14 protein-coding genes are annotated in these 16,022 nt (G+C 51.0%); 2 read left to right on the forward strand and 12 right to left on the reverse strand.

Annotated elements, in window-relative coordinates; translation table 11 throughout:
• Nucleotides 1-73: 73 nt before the first annotated feature.
• From obgE to VF639_RS24535, 5 genes are all read right to left on the reverse strand, one after another.
• A complete protein-coding gene (gene obgE / locus VF639_RS24515) occupies nucleotides 74-1,066 on the reverse strand; it encodes a GTPase ObgE (RefSeq protein ID WP_331148597.1) in 993 nt (330 codons plus the stop codon).
• A 177-nt stretch (nucleotides 1,067-1,243) separates the two neighbouring features.
• Nucleotides 1,244-1,867, reverse strand: coding sequence for an adenylate kinase (locus VF639_RS24520; protein WP_331148598.1), 624 nt, complete (start codon nucleotides 1,865-1,867; stop codon nucleotides 1,244-1,246).
• Between the two features lie 112 nt (nucleotides 1,868-1,979).
• Nucleotides 1,980-2,519, reverse strand: coding sequence for a hypoxanthine phosphoribosyltransferase (gene hpt, locus VF639_RS24525; RefSeq protein WP_331148599.1), 540 nt, complete (start codon nucleotides 2,517-2,519; stop codon nucleotides 1,980-1,982).
• 187 nt (nucleotides 2,520-2,706) lie between these two features.
• A complete protein-coding gene (locus tag VF639_RS24530) occupies nucleotides 2,707-4,950 on the reverse strand; it encodes a sodium-translocating pyrophosphatase (RefSeq protein WP_331148600.1) in 2,244 nt (747 codons plus the stop codon).
• 360 nt (nucleotides 4,951-5,310) lie between these two features.
• Entirely contained in the window at nucleotides 5,311-6,225 is a 915-nt protein-coding gene (locus VF639_RS24535) for a M20/M25/M40 family metallo-hydrolase (protein WP_331148601.1), read from the reverse strand.
• 110 nt (nucleotides 6,226-6,335) lie between these two features.
• Here VF639_RS24535 and VF639_RS24540 point away from each other — a divergent pair, with 110 nt between their 5' ends.
• Both VF639_RS24540 and VF639_RS24545 read left to right on the forward strand, forming a co-directional pair.
• A complete protein-coding gene (locus VF639_RS24540) occupies nucleotides 6,336-7,580 on the forward strand; it encodes a tetratricopeptide repeat protein (protein WP_331148602.1) in 1,245 nt (414 codons plus the stop codon).
• 17 nt (nucleotides 7,581-7,597) lie between these two features.
• A complete protein-coding gene (locus VF639_RS24545; RefSeq protein WP_331148603.1) occupies nucleotides 7,598-8,944 on the forward strand; it encodes a hypothetical protein in 1,347 nt (448 codons plus the stop codon).
• 24 nt (nucleotides 8,945-8,968) lie between these two features.
• Here the strand turns inward: VF639_RS24545 and VF639_RS24550 are convergent, their stop codons facing one another.
• From VF639_RS24550 to VF639_RS24580, 7 genes are all read right to left on the reverse strand, one after another.
• Entirely contained in the window at nucleotides 8,969-10,036 is a 1,068-nt protein-coding gene (locus VF639_RS24550; protein WP_331148604.1) for a glycosyltransferase family 4 protein, read from the reverse strand.
• A gap of 27 nt (nucleotides 10,037-10,063) precedes the next feature.
• Nucleotides 10,064-11,197: a dTDP-4-amino-4,6-dideoxygalactose transaminase gene (gene rffA / locus VF639_RS24555; RefSeq protein WP_331148605.1), complete on the reverse strand. Its 1,134-nt coding sequence runs from the start codon at nucleotides 11,195-11,197 to the stop codon at nucleotides 10,064-10,066.
• A 154-nt stretch (nucleotides 11,198-11,351) separates the two neighbouring features.
• On the reverse strand, nucleotides 11,352-12,056 hold the full coding sequence (locus VF639_RS24560) for a formyltransferase family protein (protein ID WP_331148606.1): 705 nt from the start codon (nucleotides 12,054-12,056) through the stop codon (nucleotides 11,352-11,354).
• A 7-nt stretch (nucleotides 12,057-12,063) separates the two neighbouring features.
• Complete coding sequence (locus VF639_RS24565; RefSeq protein WP_331148607.1) at nucleotides 12,064-13,017, reverse strand: glycosyltransferase family 2 protein; 954 nt, start codon at nucleotides 13,015-13,017, stop codon at nucleotides 12,064-12,066.
• Nucleotides 13,014-13,748, reverse strand: coding sequence for a WbqC family protein (locus VF639_RS24570; protein ID WP_331148608.1), 735 nt, complete (start codon nucleotides 13,746-13,748; stop codon nucleotides 13,014-13,016). The genes VF639_RS24565 and VF639_RS24570 overlap by 4 nt, the downstream gene beginning before the upstream one ends.
• 37 nt (nucleotides 13,749-13,785) lie before the next feature.
• Nucleotides 13,786-15,006: a glycosyltransferase gene (locus tag VF639_RS24575; protein ID WP_331148609.1), complete on the reverse strand. Its 1,221-nt coding sequence runs from the start codon at nucleotides 15,004-15,006 to the stop codon at nucleotides 13,786-13,788.
• A gap of 22 nt (nucleotides 15,007-15,028) precedes the next feature.
• Nucleotides 15,029-15,931 carry a glycosyltransferase family A protein gene (locus VF639_RS24580; protein WP_331148610.1) on the reverse strand — a complete coding sequence of 301 codons (903 nt, stop codon included), beginning with the start codon at nucleotides 15,929-15,931 and terminating at the stop codon, nucleotides 15,029-15,031.
• Between the last annotated feature and the right edge of the window lie 91 nt (nucleotides 15,932-16,022).

Below are 16,022 nucleotides of genomic sequence, written 5' to 3' on the forward strand. Positions count from 1 at the left end.
ACGTAGCAGTACAAGCACTTTGTCTCCCGGACGCAAGCATAAGCCCGCAGCGTATAACATGCTGCGTTTTTTTCTATGAATGAAGCGCTTGCCAAATCATGTCCTTTAACTGTTGAATATTTTTATTCGCCAGGCTGGATATGAAGATAGTAGGCAAGTCAGATGGTAACGTTTTGCGCATTTCCGCTTCCAGTTCCTCGTCCAGCATATCGGATTTGGAAATAGCCAACAGCCGGTTTTTCTCTAGTAGCTCGGGGTTGAATTGCTCTAGCTCATCAAGTAGCACCTGATACTCGGCCGCAATGTCCGGGCTATCGCAGGCTATCATAAAGAGCAGAATGGAGTTGCGCTCGATATGCCGCAAAAAGCGCGTTCCTAAACCCTTGCCTTCTGCTGCTCCCTCTATGATGCCAGGAATATCGGCCATCACAAAGGACTTATAATCGCGATACGCCACTACGCCCAAATTGGGGGTAAGGGTGGTGAAAGCGTAGTCTGCAATTTTCGGTTTAGCCGCCGACACCACTGAGAGTAGTGTGCTTTTACCAGCATTCGGGAAACCTACCAAACCAACATCAGCCAGTAGCTTCAGCTCCAGAATTACCCACTCATCGATACCGGGCTCACCAGGCTGCGCGTAAGTGGGGGCTTGGTTGGTAGCCGACTTAAAATGGTCGTTGCCGAGTCCTCCCCGGCCACCAGGGGTTAGAATAAGACGCTGCCCATGCTCGGTGATTTCCAGCTTTTTATCACCGGTTTCGGCGTCGCGGGCAATGGTGCCCAAGGGTACCTGAATGATGATGTCTTCGCCCTGCGCGCCGGTTCGTAGGTTTTCGCCACCGTTTTCGCCGTGCTTGGCAATGATGTGCTTTTGGTATTGCAGGTGCAGCAGGGTCCAGAGCTGCGAGTTGCCTTCCAGAATGATGTGGCCGCCTCGTCCCCCGTCGCCCCCGTCGGGGCCGCCATTAGGTAATCCTTTTGCCCGGAAAAAGTGGTGCGAGCCTGCCCCACCCTTTCCCGAGCGGCAATTGATTTTAACGTAATCTATGAAGTTGTTGGAAGCCACTTTTTGAAGTAAGAAGTGAGAAATAAGAAGTTAAGAATTGCTGCGCTTCCTAGTTGCTTATTTCCTGAGTGAGTAGTGTAAAAAAACGACTGTCATGCTGCGCGTTCCACTCGGGAGGTGGAACGCGCAGCATGACAGAGAGTTCTGCCCTACCTATAACGGGCAGTAGCTACAAAGTTACGCTTTTACTTCGTCGGTAGCTTGCCGGGTATCTTCGGTAGTGGCCGCCTGGTGCTGATCGACAATAGCGCAGATCTGCTGGAAGATGTCTTCGATAGCGCCGATGCCGTTTAGGGCATGAAATTTCTGCTGCGCTGCGTAGAAGCCTGCCACTTGTGCGGTTTCCGTGTTATATACGGTTACACGCTTGCGAATTTTAGTTTCGTCTTGGTCGTCGGGGCGGTTGCTGGTTTTGCCCCGCTCGAGCAGGCGCGTCACCAGTTCTTCTTCGGCTACTTCCAACGCAATCATGCACGATACCCCGGTGTCGTAGCGCTGCATGAGGGCATCGAGGCTTTCTGCCTGCGGAACGGTACGGGGGAATCCGTCAAAGATAAAACCCGCGGCCTCGGTATTGCTGGCCAACTGACTTTCAATCATGCCAATGACCACCTCGTCGGGTACGAGCAAGCCTTCGTCCATGAGCTTTTTGGCACGCAGCCCGAGCTCGGTACCTTGCGCAATTTGGGAGCGGAGCAAATCACCCGTGGATAGGTGTACCAGGCTGTAGCGAGCAATCAGCTTCTGGCTTTGCGTTCCTTTGCCAGCGCCGGGCGGGCCGAAAAGCACGATATTTAACATAGCGTGTGGGTTATTACAGGAAAATTTTAGATGGGGTTGAGAAAGATAAGCAAGTAAAGGCAAAGCCTAACTGCTTATCAGTGAATTCTGACGGCGGCATTCAGCTCTCGGCCTATACAGCCTTGTATACGTCGGGATAGTTACGCCCTAACCCGTCGAAGTCAAGGCCATAGCCCACGATGAAATCATTGGGAATGCTGATTCCTACGTAGCGGATGGCTAGTTCGTGCTGCAAGCATTCCGGCTTGATAAACAAGCTGGCCACTTCCAGTGAAGCGGGCTGTTGGGCGCCAAGGGTATCGAGCAGCATCCGCATGGTATGACCCGTATCCACAATGTCTTCCAGAATAACAACGTGGCGCCCGCCTATTTCCTCGGTCAGGCCCAATACTTCCTGCACCTTTCCGGTGCTGCTGGTGCCTTGGTACGACGTTACCCGAATAAATGAGATTTCGCAAGGAATATGCAGCGCCTTCAGCAAATCGGCGGCAAACATAAACGAGCCATTAAGCACAGCTACAAACAACGGCGTTTTGTAAGCGTAATCTTGGTTGAGCCGGGTGGCTAGCTCTTCAATAGCTGCCCCAAGCTGGCTAGCCGATAAATAAGGCTCGAACTGCTTGTTATGCAGTGAAATATAATCCGGGTTCATCCGTATGGAGTTGGGCCGCAGCAGAGCGGGCTGCCAAAGGTAATAGAAAAAGCCGCCTCCCTGGTACGGGCAGACGGCTCTTCCTCTTCAGTTTCAATTTGCTCGTCGTTGGTTTCTAGCCGATATTCAGAAAGCCGCAGTTGACACGACAATCAGAAACCAGCACCGAGCATTCAGAAGCCATAGGCTATAGCTGCTGGCGCAGCAACACGGTTATTGCTTCGGTGGCCTTGTCGGTGAGGTTGGTGTAGCGCACGTAAGGGCGGGCTTGCACCTCCCTTTTGAAGCTGCCTTGCGCTGGTGCCACGCCCTTCTCCGGGGCCGCAATGTGCGGAGCAATAACGAGCGAGACAATACTCATCAGCTTGATCAAAATATTCATCGAGGGTCCTGACGTATCCTTGAACGGGTCGCCCACTGTGTCGCCGGTAACCGACGCTTTATGCGCATCAGAGCCTTTGTATTGCATCACGCCGTCAATCATTACGCCTTTTTCAAACGACTTTTTCGCGTTGTCCCAAGCACCACCAGCGTTGCTTTGGAAGATGGCCATCAGCACGCCGCTCACGGTTACCCCGGCTAGGGTACCACCCAATACTTCGGGACCAAACGAGAAGCCGATAATGATGGGCACAATTAGGGCAATGGCGCCGGGCAGCATCATTTCCCGAATGGCAGCCTGCGTGGAAATGGCCACGCACTTTTCGTATTCGGGCCGGCCAGTGCCTTCCATGATACCAGGAATCTCACGGAATTGCCGGCGCACTTCCTGCACCATCGCCATAGCGGCCCGGCCTACAGCCGCAATAGCCAGGCCCGAGAAGATAAACGGAATCATAGCTCCCACAAACAAGCCCGCCAACACCCGGGCATTGCTGATGTCGATGGACGTGATGTTAGCCGTGCCCATGAAGGCGGCAAACAAAGCCAACGAGGTTAGGGCCGCGGAGGCAATAGCAAAGCCTTTGCCGGTGGCGGCCGTGGTGTTGCCTACAGCGTCGAGAATGTCGGTCCGCTCGCGCACTTCTTTGGGCAGCTCGCTCATTTCGGCGATACCCCCAGCATTGTCGGCAATAGGCCCAAAGGCGTCAATGGCTAGCTGCATGGCCGTGGTGGCCATCATGCCAGCCGCCGCAATAGCAACGCCATACAGGCCAGCGCACTCGAAGCTAAGTACAATGCCAGCGGCCAACACAATAATGGGCAGCACCGTGGATTCCATGCCGACCGATATGCCCCCAATAACGGTAGTAGCGTGTCCGGTGCTGCTTTGCCGCACAATGCTCAGCACCGGCCGCTTGCCCATAGCCGTGTAGTACTCAGTGATAATGCTCATCAGCGTACCTACTACCAGCCCTACGACTACGGCGTAAAAAACATCGAGCGAAGTGAACGGCACGGAGCCGGGCCGGCTGATAACCAAATCGCCCGCCGGTAGCATCCAGCGAATGATGAAGTAAGAAGCCACTGCCGACACTACCACCGACACGTAATTGCCGAAATTGAGAGCGGCCTGCACGTTGCCGTCCTCTTTCACGCGCACCAACAAAATACCAATCAGGGAGGCCACAATGCCCATCCCGGCAATTACCATGGGAAGCAGAATGGGAGAAAGACCCTGGAACTGGTCGCCACGGGCTACCACTTCGCGACCAAGCACCATGGTGGCCAGAATGGTAGCCACGTAGGACCCAAACAAGTCGGCGCCCATGCCGGCCACGTCGCCCACGTTGTCGCCTACGTTGTCGGCAATGGTGGCGGGGTTGCGCGGGTCGTCTTCCGGAATGCCGGCTTCTACTTTACCAACCAAGTCGGCGCCCACGTCGGCGGCTTTGGTGTAGATGCCTCCCCCTACGCGGGCAAACAAGGCAATGCTTTCGGCGCCGAGCGAAAAGCCCGTCAGCACTTCAAGCGCCGTTTCCATTTCGACGCCGTTGGCCCCACCGCCCTTGCTTACCACAAACATCTGGTAGAAGACAATAAACAAACTGCCAAGCCCTAATACGGCCAGTCCTGCAACGCCCATGCCCATGACCGAGCCCCCGGAGAAGGACACATTCAGCGCCTGAGAAAGGCTAGTGCGGGCAGCCTGCGCGGTACGTACGTTAGCTTTCGTGGCAATCTTCATCCCAATAAACCCCGCCGCTGCCGACAGCAAAGCCCCGATAAGAAAGGCAATAACAATGACTGGACTGGATTTTTCGCCCGTGCTACCTAGATAGAAAAGAAAAACTCCGGCAATAAGGCCGAACACGGCCATCACTTTGTATTCAGCTTTCAGAAAGGCAATAGCTCCTTCTGCTATATAGCCCGCAATGGTGCGCATTCGCTCGTCGCCGGCATCTTGCCGACTTACCCAGCCCGAGCGTAGCCATGTGTACACCAAAGCCAGTACCCCTAATGCGGGCACTACGTAAAGAAAATTCATCATAAAGCGGCAGTAAAAGAGTGGGAGTTGAGGTTGGAAGGAAAACAGAAAGAATTGCACGGGTAAAATAGAGCTTTTACCTACAACTCCAACCACCTCAGTTCCCAGTCTTTACCGGCGCCTTACACTCCACAGTATTAACGGAACGGTACTTCCATCATCGCACACGACGAAAAGTAAGGTATCATCAAAACAAACTGATCAGCTAGCAGCAACTAACTCACAGGATACACTCGCTGACTATGCTGCTAGTTAACTGATAACAAGCAACAAAAAGGCAATACTGAAGTAATTCAAAAGACAATTTACCTTGCTTGGCACCAAGCAAGATAAACCCCAACTATCGGGCAATGAACCCACTACTTACAGCTCCCGCATCAGCACCTGATACAATGCCACCATACTTTCGATGTCGCGCTTATCCACTATTTCGTTGGGGGAATGCACGTTGTCTTCTGGCGCGCCCACAAAGCACCAATCCCACGGCTGCGCGCCGTGCTGCAGCTCTTTGGCATCAGAACCACCGCTGCCTTCCACCTCCAGTTGGTACGGAATGCCACTCACTTCTGCAATGCGGCGAATACGCTCCACATAAGCACGGCGTGGAATCAATGAGTCGCGCAAGGAAACAACCACACCCTGACCTGACTCTACACCTTCCGTTACCCAAGTAATGTCAGATACCAAAGCTTGGCGCACGCCGTAGGTTTCCTGAATATATTTAGCCAGATAGGCTACTGAGCCGCCGCCGTGCTCCTCCCAGCAACTGAAGGCGATAATACCGTTTTCTAATGTTTCGCATAAGCGCAGCGCGTTCCAGACCCCAAGCCGGTTGTCTAAGTAGCATGACTGAACAGTAGTATCGGTTTCCCGAAAGTCGCAGTAATACGTTAATTCAGTACCCCGCTCAATCTGCCGGGTGAACTCATAGCCTATTTCGCCGGTTTCTTCGTCTATGGTCAGTGTACAGTCAATCTCGCCTTGCGAATCGCGTCCAACAAGGCGACAACCTGCTTCCAGCACTGGCCCACCAATCCGTACCAGCTGCTGGCCGTAGCGAACCGTAAAGCCAATACTATCCAGATGGGCAAAGACTGCCGTACGAGGAGCACCGAAGACCAGCATAATGCAATCCTGCCATTCGCTGCCAGCCAATACAGTAGGCTGCACTTGCCAGCTGCCTTTGTGCTGTTCGATGTACTCCAACAGATAATGAGTAAGCGGGGCTTCGTTTCCGGAGGGGGCCGCAATGCGACATAAGGTGTGTAAAAGCTTCATGACGAGCAGTTATTTATTTAAAACTAGGACAAAAGCCATACTTTTAGTTCTCCCAATGGGAGGCGCTGCCTAGGCTTTTGCCGAATCAGTACCTGCAAGTGACCGTGTCTATGATTCTCCGCCTCCGATTTATCCTCTTCTTATTGTTGCTGCCCTTCCTGGCTTTCGCCCAGCAGCCCGATACCGCCCGGTCGTCTTCGCCTATCCGCAACATCCAAACCGATAATGTGGACGTGATGCCTACCGCCAATACCAAGGGGTGGCTCTTACTCGACAAGGATATTCAGACGGAATTAGAAGGGGCTGTCCAGAACCTATACAACTGCAAATACGACCGGGCCGAAAAGCAATTTCGCTCGTTGCGGCGACGCTACCCCAACCACCCAATGCCCTATTTCCTGATGGGCTTAAGTCAGTGGTGGAAAATCGTACCAACCAACATCAAAACCAAGCAGTACGACAAGCTTTTCTTTGCTTACATGGACACCACCATCCGGAAGGCGGAGGCCCAGTTCGATGCTGACGAAAAAAATTACGAAGCCTGCTTTTTCCTTGCTGCCGCCTACGGGTTCGATGGCCGCTTAAATGCCGAGCGCTCGAACTGGCCTAAAGCAACTATCAGCGCCAAGCGGGCCCTGAAATACCTGGATCTAAGTAAAGAAGCGAATGGGCTAAGCCCGGAATTCTTGTTTGGGCAAGCGCTCTTCAACTACTACGCTGTCTGGATTCCCACCAACTACCCGCTGCTCAAGCCAGTACTGCTTCTGTTCCCGAAGGGCAACAAGCAGCTTGGATTACAGCAACTGCGCAACGTAGCCGACAATGGTTTTTATGTAGGTCCGGAGGCTAAGGTGTTTCTCATGCGTATCCTGAACAACGAGGAAAACAATTGGGAAGCCGCTGCACCTATTGCCCGCAACCTCGCCAAAACCTACCCCGACAACGGCTACTTTCAACGCTTCTATGCCTTGTCCTGCTTCAACCTTGGCGACTTTCGAGAGTGTGAGCGTCTCAGTTTAGAAATCCTAAACAAGCTTAACCAAGGAATGCCCAGCTACGAAGCAACCAGTGGGCGCTATGCTACCTATTTCCTAGGATGGCTAATGCAAAACCGCTATAGGGACTATGACAAGGCCAAAGACTACTACCAGCGTTGCATTGTCTTCTCTGAGCTCACCGATGAAATAAAAGGAGGCTTCTATCTGCACTCCAACTACAACCTTGCCCGCCTAGCTGACAGGGAGAAAGACGTAGCAACCGCTCGCCGTTACTATTCCATCGTGCGTGACATTGCGGATAACAAGTCGGCGGCCTCCAAAGAGGCAAAGGCCTATTTAAAGAAAAATAAAAAGTAGGCCTGTTTGCCCCGGCTATGTCACTCCAAGACCTCTTTATTACCCCTTTTTATTTAGCGCTATTTTATGCGCTGGCGTACGTAGTACGCCCCAAAATTACTAATATTTATACCAAGAAATATTTTATACCAGCTCTGACATTAAAATTTATTGGAGCCATAGCGTTAGGGATTATTTATCAGTTTTATTACAACAGTGGGGACACATTTAATTATTATTATCATGCTACTATCATTCATGATGCTTTCTCCGAATCGTTTTTCACGGGTTTAAAGCTCCTTACCGCCACAAAAAATTCTCCGGATATTGCGGCCTATACAATCCGCATGTTTTGGTTTGGCAGCACCGGGGGAGATAATACCGAGTTTTTTGTAGTAAGAATTGCGGCCTTTTTAGGCCTGTTTTGTTTTAACTGCTACACAGTTATAGCGCTATTCTTTGCCCTCATCAGCTTCACAGGTATTTGGGCAATGTATATTACCTTCTTACGACTATATCCGGCAGCTTACAAACAACTAGCTATTGCCACTTTCTTTTTGCCTTCCGTATTTTTCTGGGGTTCGGGGCTTATGAAGGATTCGCTGTGTCTAGGCGCCTTAGGATGGATTTTTTATGGCTTCTATCATGGCCTTATTTTAAAACGCAACATTTTGCGTTCCGCCTTACTTGGTGGCTTAGGTGCCTATTTACTGATTATGATCAAAGTATATATTCTTATGTCTTTCTTAGCACCAGCCTCTCTATGGGTATTCAATGAGAATAGTCAGCGTATCAACAATTCCTTATTGCGCACTTTGTCAAAACCTTTCTTAATTGTTATGGGGCTAGCTGTGGGCTATTTTGGCTCCGTTAATCTAACCAAAGGAGATGAGCGTTTTGATGTAGAAAAAATAGGTGAGCGAAGTAGAATCACTCAGCAGGCATTATATAGTCGTACAAAGGATAATGGATCTGCTTACGACATTGGTAAGTTAGATGGGAGTTTAGGCAGTATTATAAGCGTAGCTCCTCAGGCTATTTTTGTAACGCTTTATCGTCCTTTTATTTGGGAAGCTCGAAACCCAATCATGCTGTTGTCAGCTCTTGAGTCTTTATGGTTTACCTGGTTTACCATCAGCATCCTATTTCGTGCTGGCTTGGCTCGTAGCTTACGTTTAATTTCGGCTCGGCCAATTTTGCCTTTCTGCTTGATGTTTACTATAATATTTGCAGTAGGCGTTGGGGTGAATAGTGGCAATTTTGGCACTCTGGTGCGCTACAAGATTCCATTGATGCCCTTTTATTTGTCAGCCTTGTATATCCTCTACGCGGAAGCAACCGCTAAAGCGCGGCCTACTCGCGCCCGAACTACAGTAGCAGCCTAGAGGCAGCGCGAACAGCAGATACTCTTACGAAAACAGTTGCAAGAAATTCTTCTGGTTGGAGCAAACAGAATAACGCTCCACTACTGTGGTGCGTGCCGCCTCACCCAGCCGTGAGCGTAGGGTTGGGTCCAGCATTAGGGCCTCCAGTGCTTGCTTCCAGTCTTCCGGAGTATTGCAGATGTAGCCGTTCACTCCGGGCTGCACCACTTCTGTGTTCATGCCAACTGGCGATACCAGCGCCGGGATGCCAAGCGCCATGTATTGCAAGGCTTTGAATGCACATTTGCCTTTTGCCCAAGGATCATCTTCGAGTGGCATAAGGCCTACATGCAATCCTGCTAAGTCCTCTATTTCAGTTTCCTTGCGCCACGGTTGAAACCGCAATGACTTTAGTGGTACTACTGGTGGCTGATTGGAAATCACGCGAAATTCAAAATCGTATCGTGTTTCCAGCTCCGCTACTATGGGCACCACCTGTTCCAGGTATTTTAGTGTGGAGTGGGTTCCTGTCCAGCCTATCACCAAGCGGCCCGCGGCCCGTTGGTTGCGGATACGATTGTGAAGATGCTCCGTGTCAATGGTAGTAGGATTCACTGTTGCCGCGGCGTTGAATTGGCGCGCGTAATCCTGCAGATAGGCGTTGCCGCAGCTAATTTTATAAGCCCAGCGACAGATACTCTCCGCTTTCTGATGCCACTTTATGCCGGCTACTATCTTATTAGCCTCCGACGTATTCGGTATCCAGATTGCATCATCAAAATCATAAATTATTCTCTTGCCTAACACCTTTGCTATTATCCACTCGAATATTGGCGGGCCTATGGGTGAGGCTTCCCGATGAATAAAAATATAATCGTAAGCGGGTACAGAAAAAAGCAAAAGCATGCGCCGCAGAAAACCACCACTGATTCCTAACGCCTTGGCGCCAGCCCGACCTGGCTTGTAGAGTATAGCCCAGGTTGCGTCAGAAAGAAAAGGCGCCAAACGGTAAGAGTGGCCAGCCTGCGTGAGAATATCCAAATATTGTTCGAACCGAAACCGCTGCGAAGGTGCCTTGCCAGCCGGATAAGGAACGACGAAAAGAATGCGCATACGCGGCAAATGAGCAACTAAAAGAAACTATGCTACTTGATAAAAGGCTAAGACGGCACGAATGATTCGTTGCTGCTGACTTGCTTCTAACTCCGTGTACAAAGGTAGTCGAACTAGGCAATCAGCATAATGAGTTGCCCAAGGCAGTTCCCGTCCGTCATGTCGGGCGGCATAGTAAGGGCTACTATGCAGGGGCTGATAGTGAAATATGGCCGTGACATCCTGCTTCCTCAAGAAATCGATTAGGCTGGTTCGCTCAGTGAGGGAGCGGCAGACCAAATAAAACAGATGACCATTCTGAATTGAATAGTCAGGGATATTTGGCAAACCTACTCCAAGAGCTTGCAGAGGCTGTAACTCTTTGAAATAGCGCGCCCATATTTCTTGCCGACACTGCTGAATAAAATCTAGCTTCTCTAATTGCGCCCAGAGGAAAGCAGCGTTTATCTCAGCGGGCAAAAATGACGAGCCTATATCTACCCAACTGTACTTAGCTACTTCCCCCCGAAAAAAAGCAGCCCGGTTAGTACCTTTCTCGCGCAGGATTTCGGCCCTTGCTATTAGTTGCAGGCTATTCACAACCAACATTCCCCCCTCACCCCCGGCCGTCACGTTTTTAGTTTCGTGAAATGAGAAAGCCCCTAATGCTCCCTGCGTACCGAGTGGCTGCCCTTTGAAGCTGCCTCCAAGTGCTTGCGCGGCATCCTCTACTACCACCAAATCATGGGCTTCGGCAACAGCATGGATAGCCGCCATATCACAGGCCACGCCGCCGTAATGCACCGGCACAATGGCACGGGTTCGAGACGTAACGAGGCTATTTAGCTGGGTGGCATCAAGCGCTGGACTGCTTGGGGAACTGTCTACGAAGACCAGCCGCGCTCCTCGCAGCGCAAAGGCAGTGGCCGTAGAGGAAAAGGTGAAGCTTGGCAGCAGCACTTCGTCACCAGGCTCTAGCTCAAGTAACAGAGCTGCCAATTCCAAGGCGTCGGTGCCGGAGGTGGTAAGTAGCACCCTAGGCGCGTTAAAATGAGCTTGCAGCCACTCCTCACAGCGCCGCGTGAATATACCGTCGCCTGATAGTTTACCTGAGCGTACGGCTTCTTCTATGTAGCGGGTTTCGGTGCCGACGAAATAAGGCTTGTTAAATGGTATCAGCATAAACCAAAGCCGGCTACTGGCAGGCAGGGCTACAAAACTAACAGGATTCCCCCGAACCGGAACAAGCTTGCTGTCTGGTAGGTAGTAGTTCCTACATTCCTTCCCGACAGCTAATCGTCCGACTTGTATGCTCAACTGTCTCTACAGAAAAAGCTTACTCTTTCTTCAGACGCTGCCAAAACGCCTCGTCTAGTGCTTCAACTGGAAAGCTTACGCTAGGTGCAAAAATTGATTGGCGGTCCATCAGACTCAGTACTCCTTGCTTGTGTTCTACAGTAATTTGCTGATGTTGCAACAAGCCTTGTAACAGCACCAAACAAGCCCCCCGAAACACAAGCTCATATACCTCTGGCAACGTATCGTGGCTCCAATCTACGCTAGTAGCGAATTGGGCCAAGCAACGCCCGTTATCCACTTGTTCGTCTACCTCGTGGCAGGTAGCCCCTACTACTGTAACGTTAAGTTCCCGGGCTTTAACGATGGTTTGCATTCCGATAAGCCCCTTGAAAGCTGGCAGTAGGGAGTAATGCAAATTGATGAACCGGCCGGGCAGCAAGCGCAGAGTTTCTTCATCGATAATCTTATGGATATTCGTAATTATCACGTCGGGAGATGCCTCCTGCAGAGCTTGTTGCAGTGCACTTACATCCTTGCGCGTATAGTCCAATAATTGATGGGGCAAGCCAACTGCACGAGCATATTCCAGGGCTCCACAGGTCCTGTCTGCTAGCACTGTCGTTATTACAAAGGGAAGCTTCAAGCAGTGCGACACTCGATGTATGAACCTAAGGGTTCCCCCATTGCCGGATACCAGAAAGCCAACTCGTCTAATTTCCTGTTGCGCTAACTCGCTCTTCATCGTAGCATTACTCGGTATACGTTTCCCGCACCACAAAGTCAGGGCGCTTGGTGATTTTCTGGTTGATGCGGTGGATATATTCTCCTAAAATTCCCATACCCAGAAATAGCAATCCGGTCCCAAACCCTATGGCAATGATAAGCGAGGCAAAACCGGGTAAAAGGTCTTTGTAAATCAGCTTGCGAAGCAAGATATAAAATGAGTATCCGCTAGTACAGCTGAATAGTAGCAGCGACGTATAAGTAAGCAGCCGTACCGGCACATCAGAGAAAGTAATGAAAATGTTTACAGAATGCCGCACTAGCCGACCTACAGTATAGCTGCTACGCCCCACGCTACGGGGCTGATGCGTGACGGCTACACTGGCAACACTGTTTGTAACCCAAGTGAGGTAACCATCCAAGAATGTGTACGAGTTATGCATGGTTAGGCAATGGCGAGCTATTTCCGTTTTCAGCAAGCGAAACGCGGAATAGTCGGCATGTAGCTCCGGGATGCCCAGGCGCAGCATTTGGCGCAGTAGTATTGAAGTTAGATTGCGCCAACCCGCATGCTGCCGAGCAGAGTAGCAACCATATACGACGTCGAAGTTACCTTGTGCCTGGCGTTGGATAAGCAGCTTGATATCGGCCGGGGAATGCTGCAAATCTTCGTCGAGCGTGACAATAAACTGCCCTTTGGCATAGCCGAATCCGCAGAGCAAGGCATTGTGCTGCCCAAAGTTGCGCGACAAACGAATGGCTTGCACAAAGGCGGGGCCTAACTTCTGGCGCAGCTGTATCACCACGTCCCAGGCCCGTGCATGGCCCCCATCGTGCACGAATATTAATTCATAAGAGCAGTTAATCTCAGCAAAGAATGTTTGAAGTTGCTCTACTAAAGATGGTAAAGTATCCTGTCCCTGAAAAACCGGCACTACTACTGAATAATTTACCAACCAAGTTTCGGGTGCTGAAATCATAACCCTGCTGCTACGGAACCGCTGCCAGCTCGCAAGTATTGCGAGGCTGCTGGCCCCATATTAAATAGAAGGTCGACGATGGATACAGCTGACTCAAATGGCTCGCCATGTATCTGTGGATATGCTTGGTAGTCGTTATACTTCATCCAACTTACATCTATCCCCGCTACACTCATTTGCTGTTGATCCAAGTACTGTCGTGCTGCTGGCCCGGAAAGATAGTGAACACCATCAGTAGCTTTCAGCAGCTGAATTAAACGAGTAGTGCGGTCTGCATGAGCATCATAAGCATAATCAGAGGAAGAGGTAATATGCGTGTGAATATCTAGCGATTTGCAGATCGTTTTCATGAAGAGCAGATTAATCGCACTCAAATAATTCAACGAAGCAGCTTCGGTATAAAGACCTGCCAGCAATTCGCAACCAAATTGAAAGTATGGAGCTCGGGCATATACTTGACTGAGTGTGCGCCAATGCCGGGATGCCCAACGCATGTCCATCACTTGCGTGTCGCAAATACGTTGTTGCAAGCTCGCGCGACGCACTGGTATGCTCAACCACTGTGTGCCTTGTGCTGTACGGATCCGATTGCGGTTACGCCAATCATTTTTAGTGTACTGCATATCATCATATACAATAAATTCGTCAACGCTAGCAATTAGGTCAAAATACCCTCTCCAAGGAATGTAGTTGGACTGCAGAATGGCAACCTTTTTATTTAAACCTGACACTGCTTGAAGTAGCTAGAGCTTTAGGGAAATACCGGCCTTAAACAAGTGAAACGGCCAGCGGCAACAACAATTGCTTGTACGCTTCCGCAGCGCGTGCCACTGTGCGATGCTCAATTGCCAACGCCTGGATACGCTCGCGGTAGCCGGGCTGCTGCAGCAAAAAGGCAATCTGTTGTAGGGCGGCAGGAACAGTAGCCGGGTTGTTGAGGTTAAAGGTAGCCCCGCCTCCCTCCTGCTTTATAATGTCGCTGTCGTCGCCGACGCCTTCGGTAAGCAGCACGGGCAACCCAGCCGCCCAATATTCTCCCACCTTAATAGGAGAGCAAAAACGACGGCATTCCGCGGGCTTGATAGTGGCGAAGGCAAAGTCCGCTGCCGACAAATAGCCGGGTACTTCAGCGTGCGGGGCCTTGGTCACGAACACCTGCTCGGCAGTGAAGCCTACCTTAGCCAGCTTAGCGTGTACTTCCGCCTCCGGGTTAGGCGTGAGGATAAGCAAGCGAAAGTTCGGTTTGAAGTACGCAGCAGCGTCCCGAAATAAATCGAAAGCCTCTGCATCGTAATAGATGTCGCCAAACTTGCCCACGTAAACTCCCACTAAAGCATCAGCCGCAATACCAAGGCGCGCCCGTACTTGTTGGCGGCGGGCTGCGTCATACCTGAAATCCGCTACGTTCACTGAGCAGGGAACAGTGACTATGCTCTGTGCATTAACGCCTTCCTGTATAAGCTTACGCCGGTAGTTTTCAGCCACTGGCATCAACCCAATAGCCAGTTGCTTCTGCTTTTCTTCCCAGTAGCGTTGAAACAGATACCGTGGATCGTACCCCTTCCACACTCCCGACTCGCGCATATAGTCGGCATGCGGCTCAAAGGACTCTACCAGAAAAGGAGTCTGTGTTTTCTTCCAGACAAGATAGGCCAGTGCTCCCGCTGGCGCCCCCCGCCCAATAATCACTTCAATAGTATGCTGATGCACCATCTTCACCAGCTCGTTAGGAAATCGAACGAAGTCGTCGATCTTATTGAGTAGCAACGGCTGGTTTTGCCGGCTCCGCAACGGTGCAAACGTAATTTTATCAGTGGCAAAGCCAGGAGCAAAATGCAGTTCCTGCCCGGCACTTGCGCCCCGCTCGATAGTAACGAATATAATGCGCCTTACTTCCGGTAACAGCTGGAGCAACCGTAAGTGAGGAAACACGGTGGAAACGGTGAGTGAGTCTTCGAGACCCCAATAACTCAAAAAAAGAAGGTTCATCAGCGAATAGATCTACCGAATGTTAACTGCGGGCTCCCTTTACCAACCCTATTAACTGCGGCCCCGCCAGTATGCGCATAGCTAACAGCAACGCCTTGCGTAGCGGCAATTGCGGCCAAGCTTGGCGCAGAAACTTTATGGCTTGCCCACGATAATTATCGGCGTAGGCATGAATAGCGCAGAGGTAGAAGATGTGACCTTCTAACTGTTGACTTTGGGACGGAGTCAGGCTTAGATGAACTGCCACCCACTGCATGAGCTTCAGCCAGCGCTTGATAAGACCTTGGTTGTCGGCCCGCATCGAACGGGCATCATGGTCGTTCATAGTCAACGTCACGGCATCTACCAAATAAACCGTATCGTTCTGTGTGTTCTCCAGCATGAACATCCAATCCTCGACAGCCGCAAAGGAGCGGTCTTCCTCGAACAGTTTCAACCCTGGGTTCTGCCGTCGCACGCAGATGTTGCACGCCAGCGCGTTGCCTCGCAAAAAAAACCCTAAGTCGTAATGACCAGCCGGCACCGGAGCCAGGTCGCTGGAACTGCGTTGACCATTGCGGTTGAAATCGAACTTTGTAGCAATAAAGTTAGGCTGGTTCTGCTCCTGAATGGCCGCGTGCAGAGTAGCCAGATGATTGGGATGGAGCAGGTCGTCGGAATCCAAAAACAAGACGTATTCGCCTTTGGCACGCGCTAATCCGTAGTTGCGGGCTACTCCTCGCTCGCCATTTTCTTTGAAATGATACTGCACCTTTGCATCCTTAAACTGCCGTACAACCTCGGCCGTGTTGTCCTTGCTGCCATCGTCCACTACCACAATCTCGAAAGCCGAGAAAGTTTGGGCCAACACGGAACGTAAGGTGTCCGCAATAAAGCCAACACGATTGTATGTTGGAATAACGACGGAAAAGAAAGGAGCAGACATGCAAGACGCGAACATTACTGTAAAAGGCTTACTTATGAGTTGGGCGAGGTCTGAAGGACTCTGCGTACTCATCAAGCCGGGCAAACCTGTC

Source organism: Hymenobacter sp. (assembly GCF_036387835.1).
In the GTDB taxonomy this organism is placed as follows: Bacteria; Bacteroidota; Bacteroidia; order Cytophagales; family Hymenobacteraceae; genus Hymenobacter.

Excerpts from the sequence above, each read along its gene's own strand:
- VF639_RS24520 (WP_331148598.1), bottom strand. The coding sequence starts at position 1,867 with ATGTTAAATATCGTGCTTTTCGGCCCGCCCGGCGCTGGCAAAGGAACG.
- hpt (WP_331148599.1), bottom strand. The coding sequence starts at position 2,519 with ATGAACCCGGATTATATTTCACTGCATAACAAGCAGTTCGAGCCTTAT.
- VF639_RS24530 (WP_331148600.1), bottom strand. The coding sequence starts at position 4,950 with ATGATGAATTTTCTTTACGTAGTGCCCGCATTAGGGGTACTGGCTTTG.
- VF639_RS24535 (WP_331148601.1), bottom strand. The coding sequence starts at position 6,225 with ATGAAGCTTTTACACACCTTATGTCGCATTGCGGCCCCCTCCGGAAAC.
- VF639_RS24540 (WP_331148602.1), top strand. The coding sequence starts at position 6,336 with ATGATTCTCCGCCTCCGATTTATCCTCTTCTTATTGTTGCTGCCCTTC.
- VF639_RS24545 (WP_331148603.1), top strand. The coding sequence starts at position 7,598 with ATGTCACTCCAAGACCTCTTTATTACCCCTTTTTATTTAGCGCTATTT.
- VF639_RS24550 (WP_331148604.1), bottom strand. The coding sequence starts at position 10,036 with ATGCGCATTCTTTTCGTCGTTCCTTATCCGGCTGGCAAGGCACCTTCG.
- rffA (WP_331148605.1), bottom strand. The coding sequence starts at position 11,197 with ATGCTGATACCATTTAACAAGCCTTATTTCGTCGGCACCGAAACCCGC.
- VF639_RS24560 (WP_331148606.1), bottom strand. The coding sequence starts at position 12,056 with ATGAAGAGCGAGTTAGCGCAACAGGAAATTAGACGAGTTGGCTTTCTG.
- VF639_RS24565 (WP_331148607.1), bottom strand. The coding sequence starts at position 13,017 with ATGATTTCAGCACCCGAAACTTGGTTGGTAAATTATTCAGTAGTAGTG.
- VF639_RS24575 (WP_331148609.1), bottom strand. The coding sequence starts at position 15,006 with ATGAACCTTCTTTTTTTGAGTTATTGGGGTCTCGAAGACTCACTCACC.
- VF639_RS24580 (WP_331148610.1), bottom strand. The coding sequence starts at position 15,931 with ATGTCTGCTCCTTTCTTTTCCGTCGTTATTCCAACATACAATCGTGTT.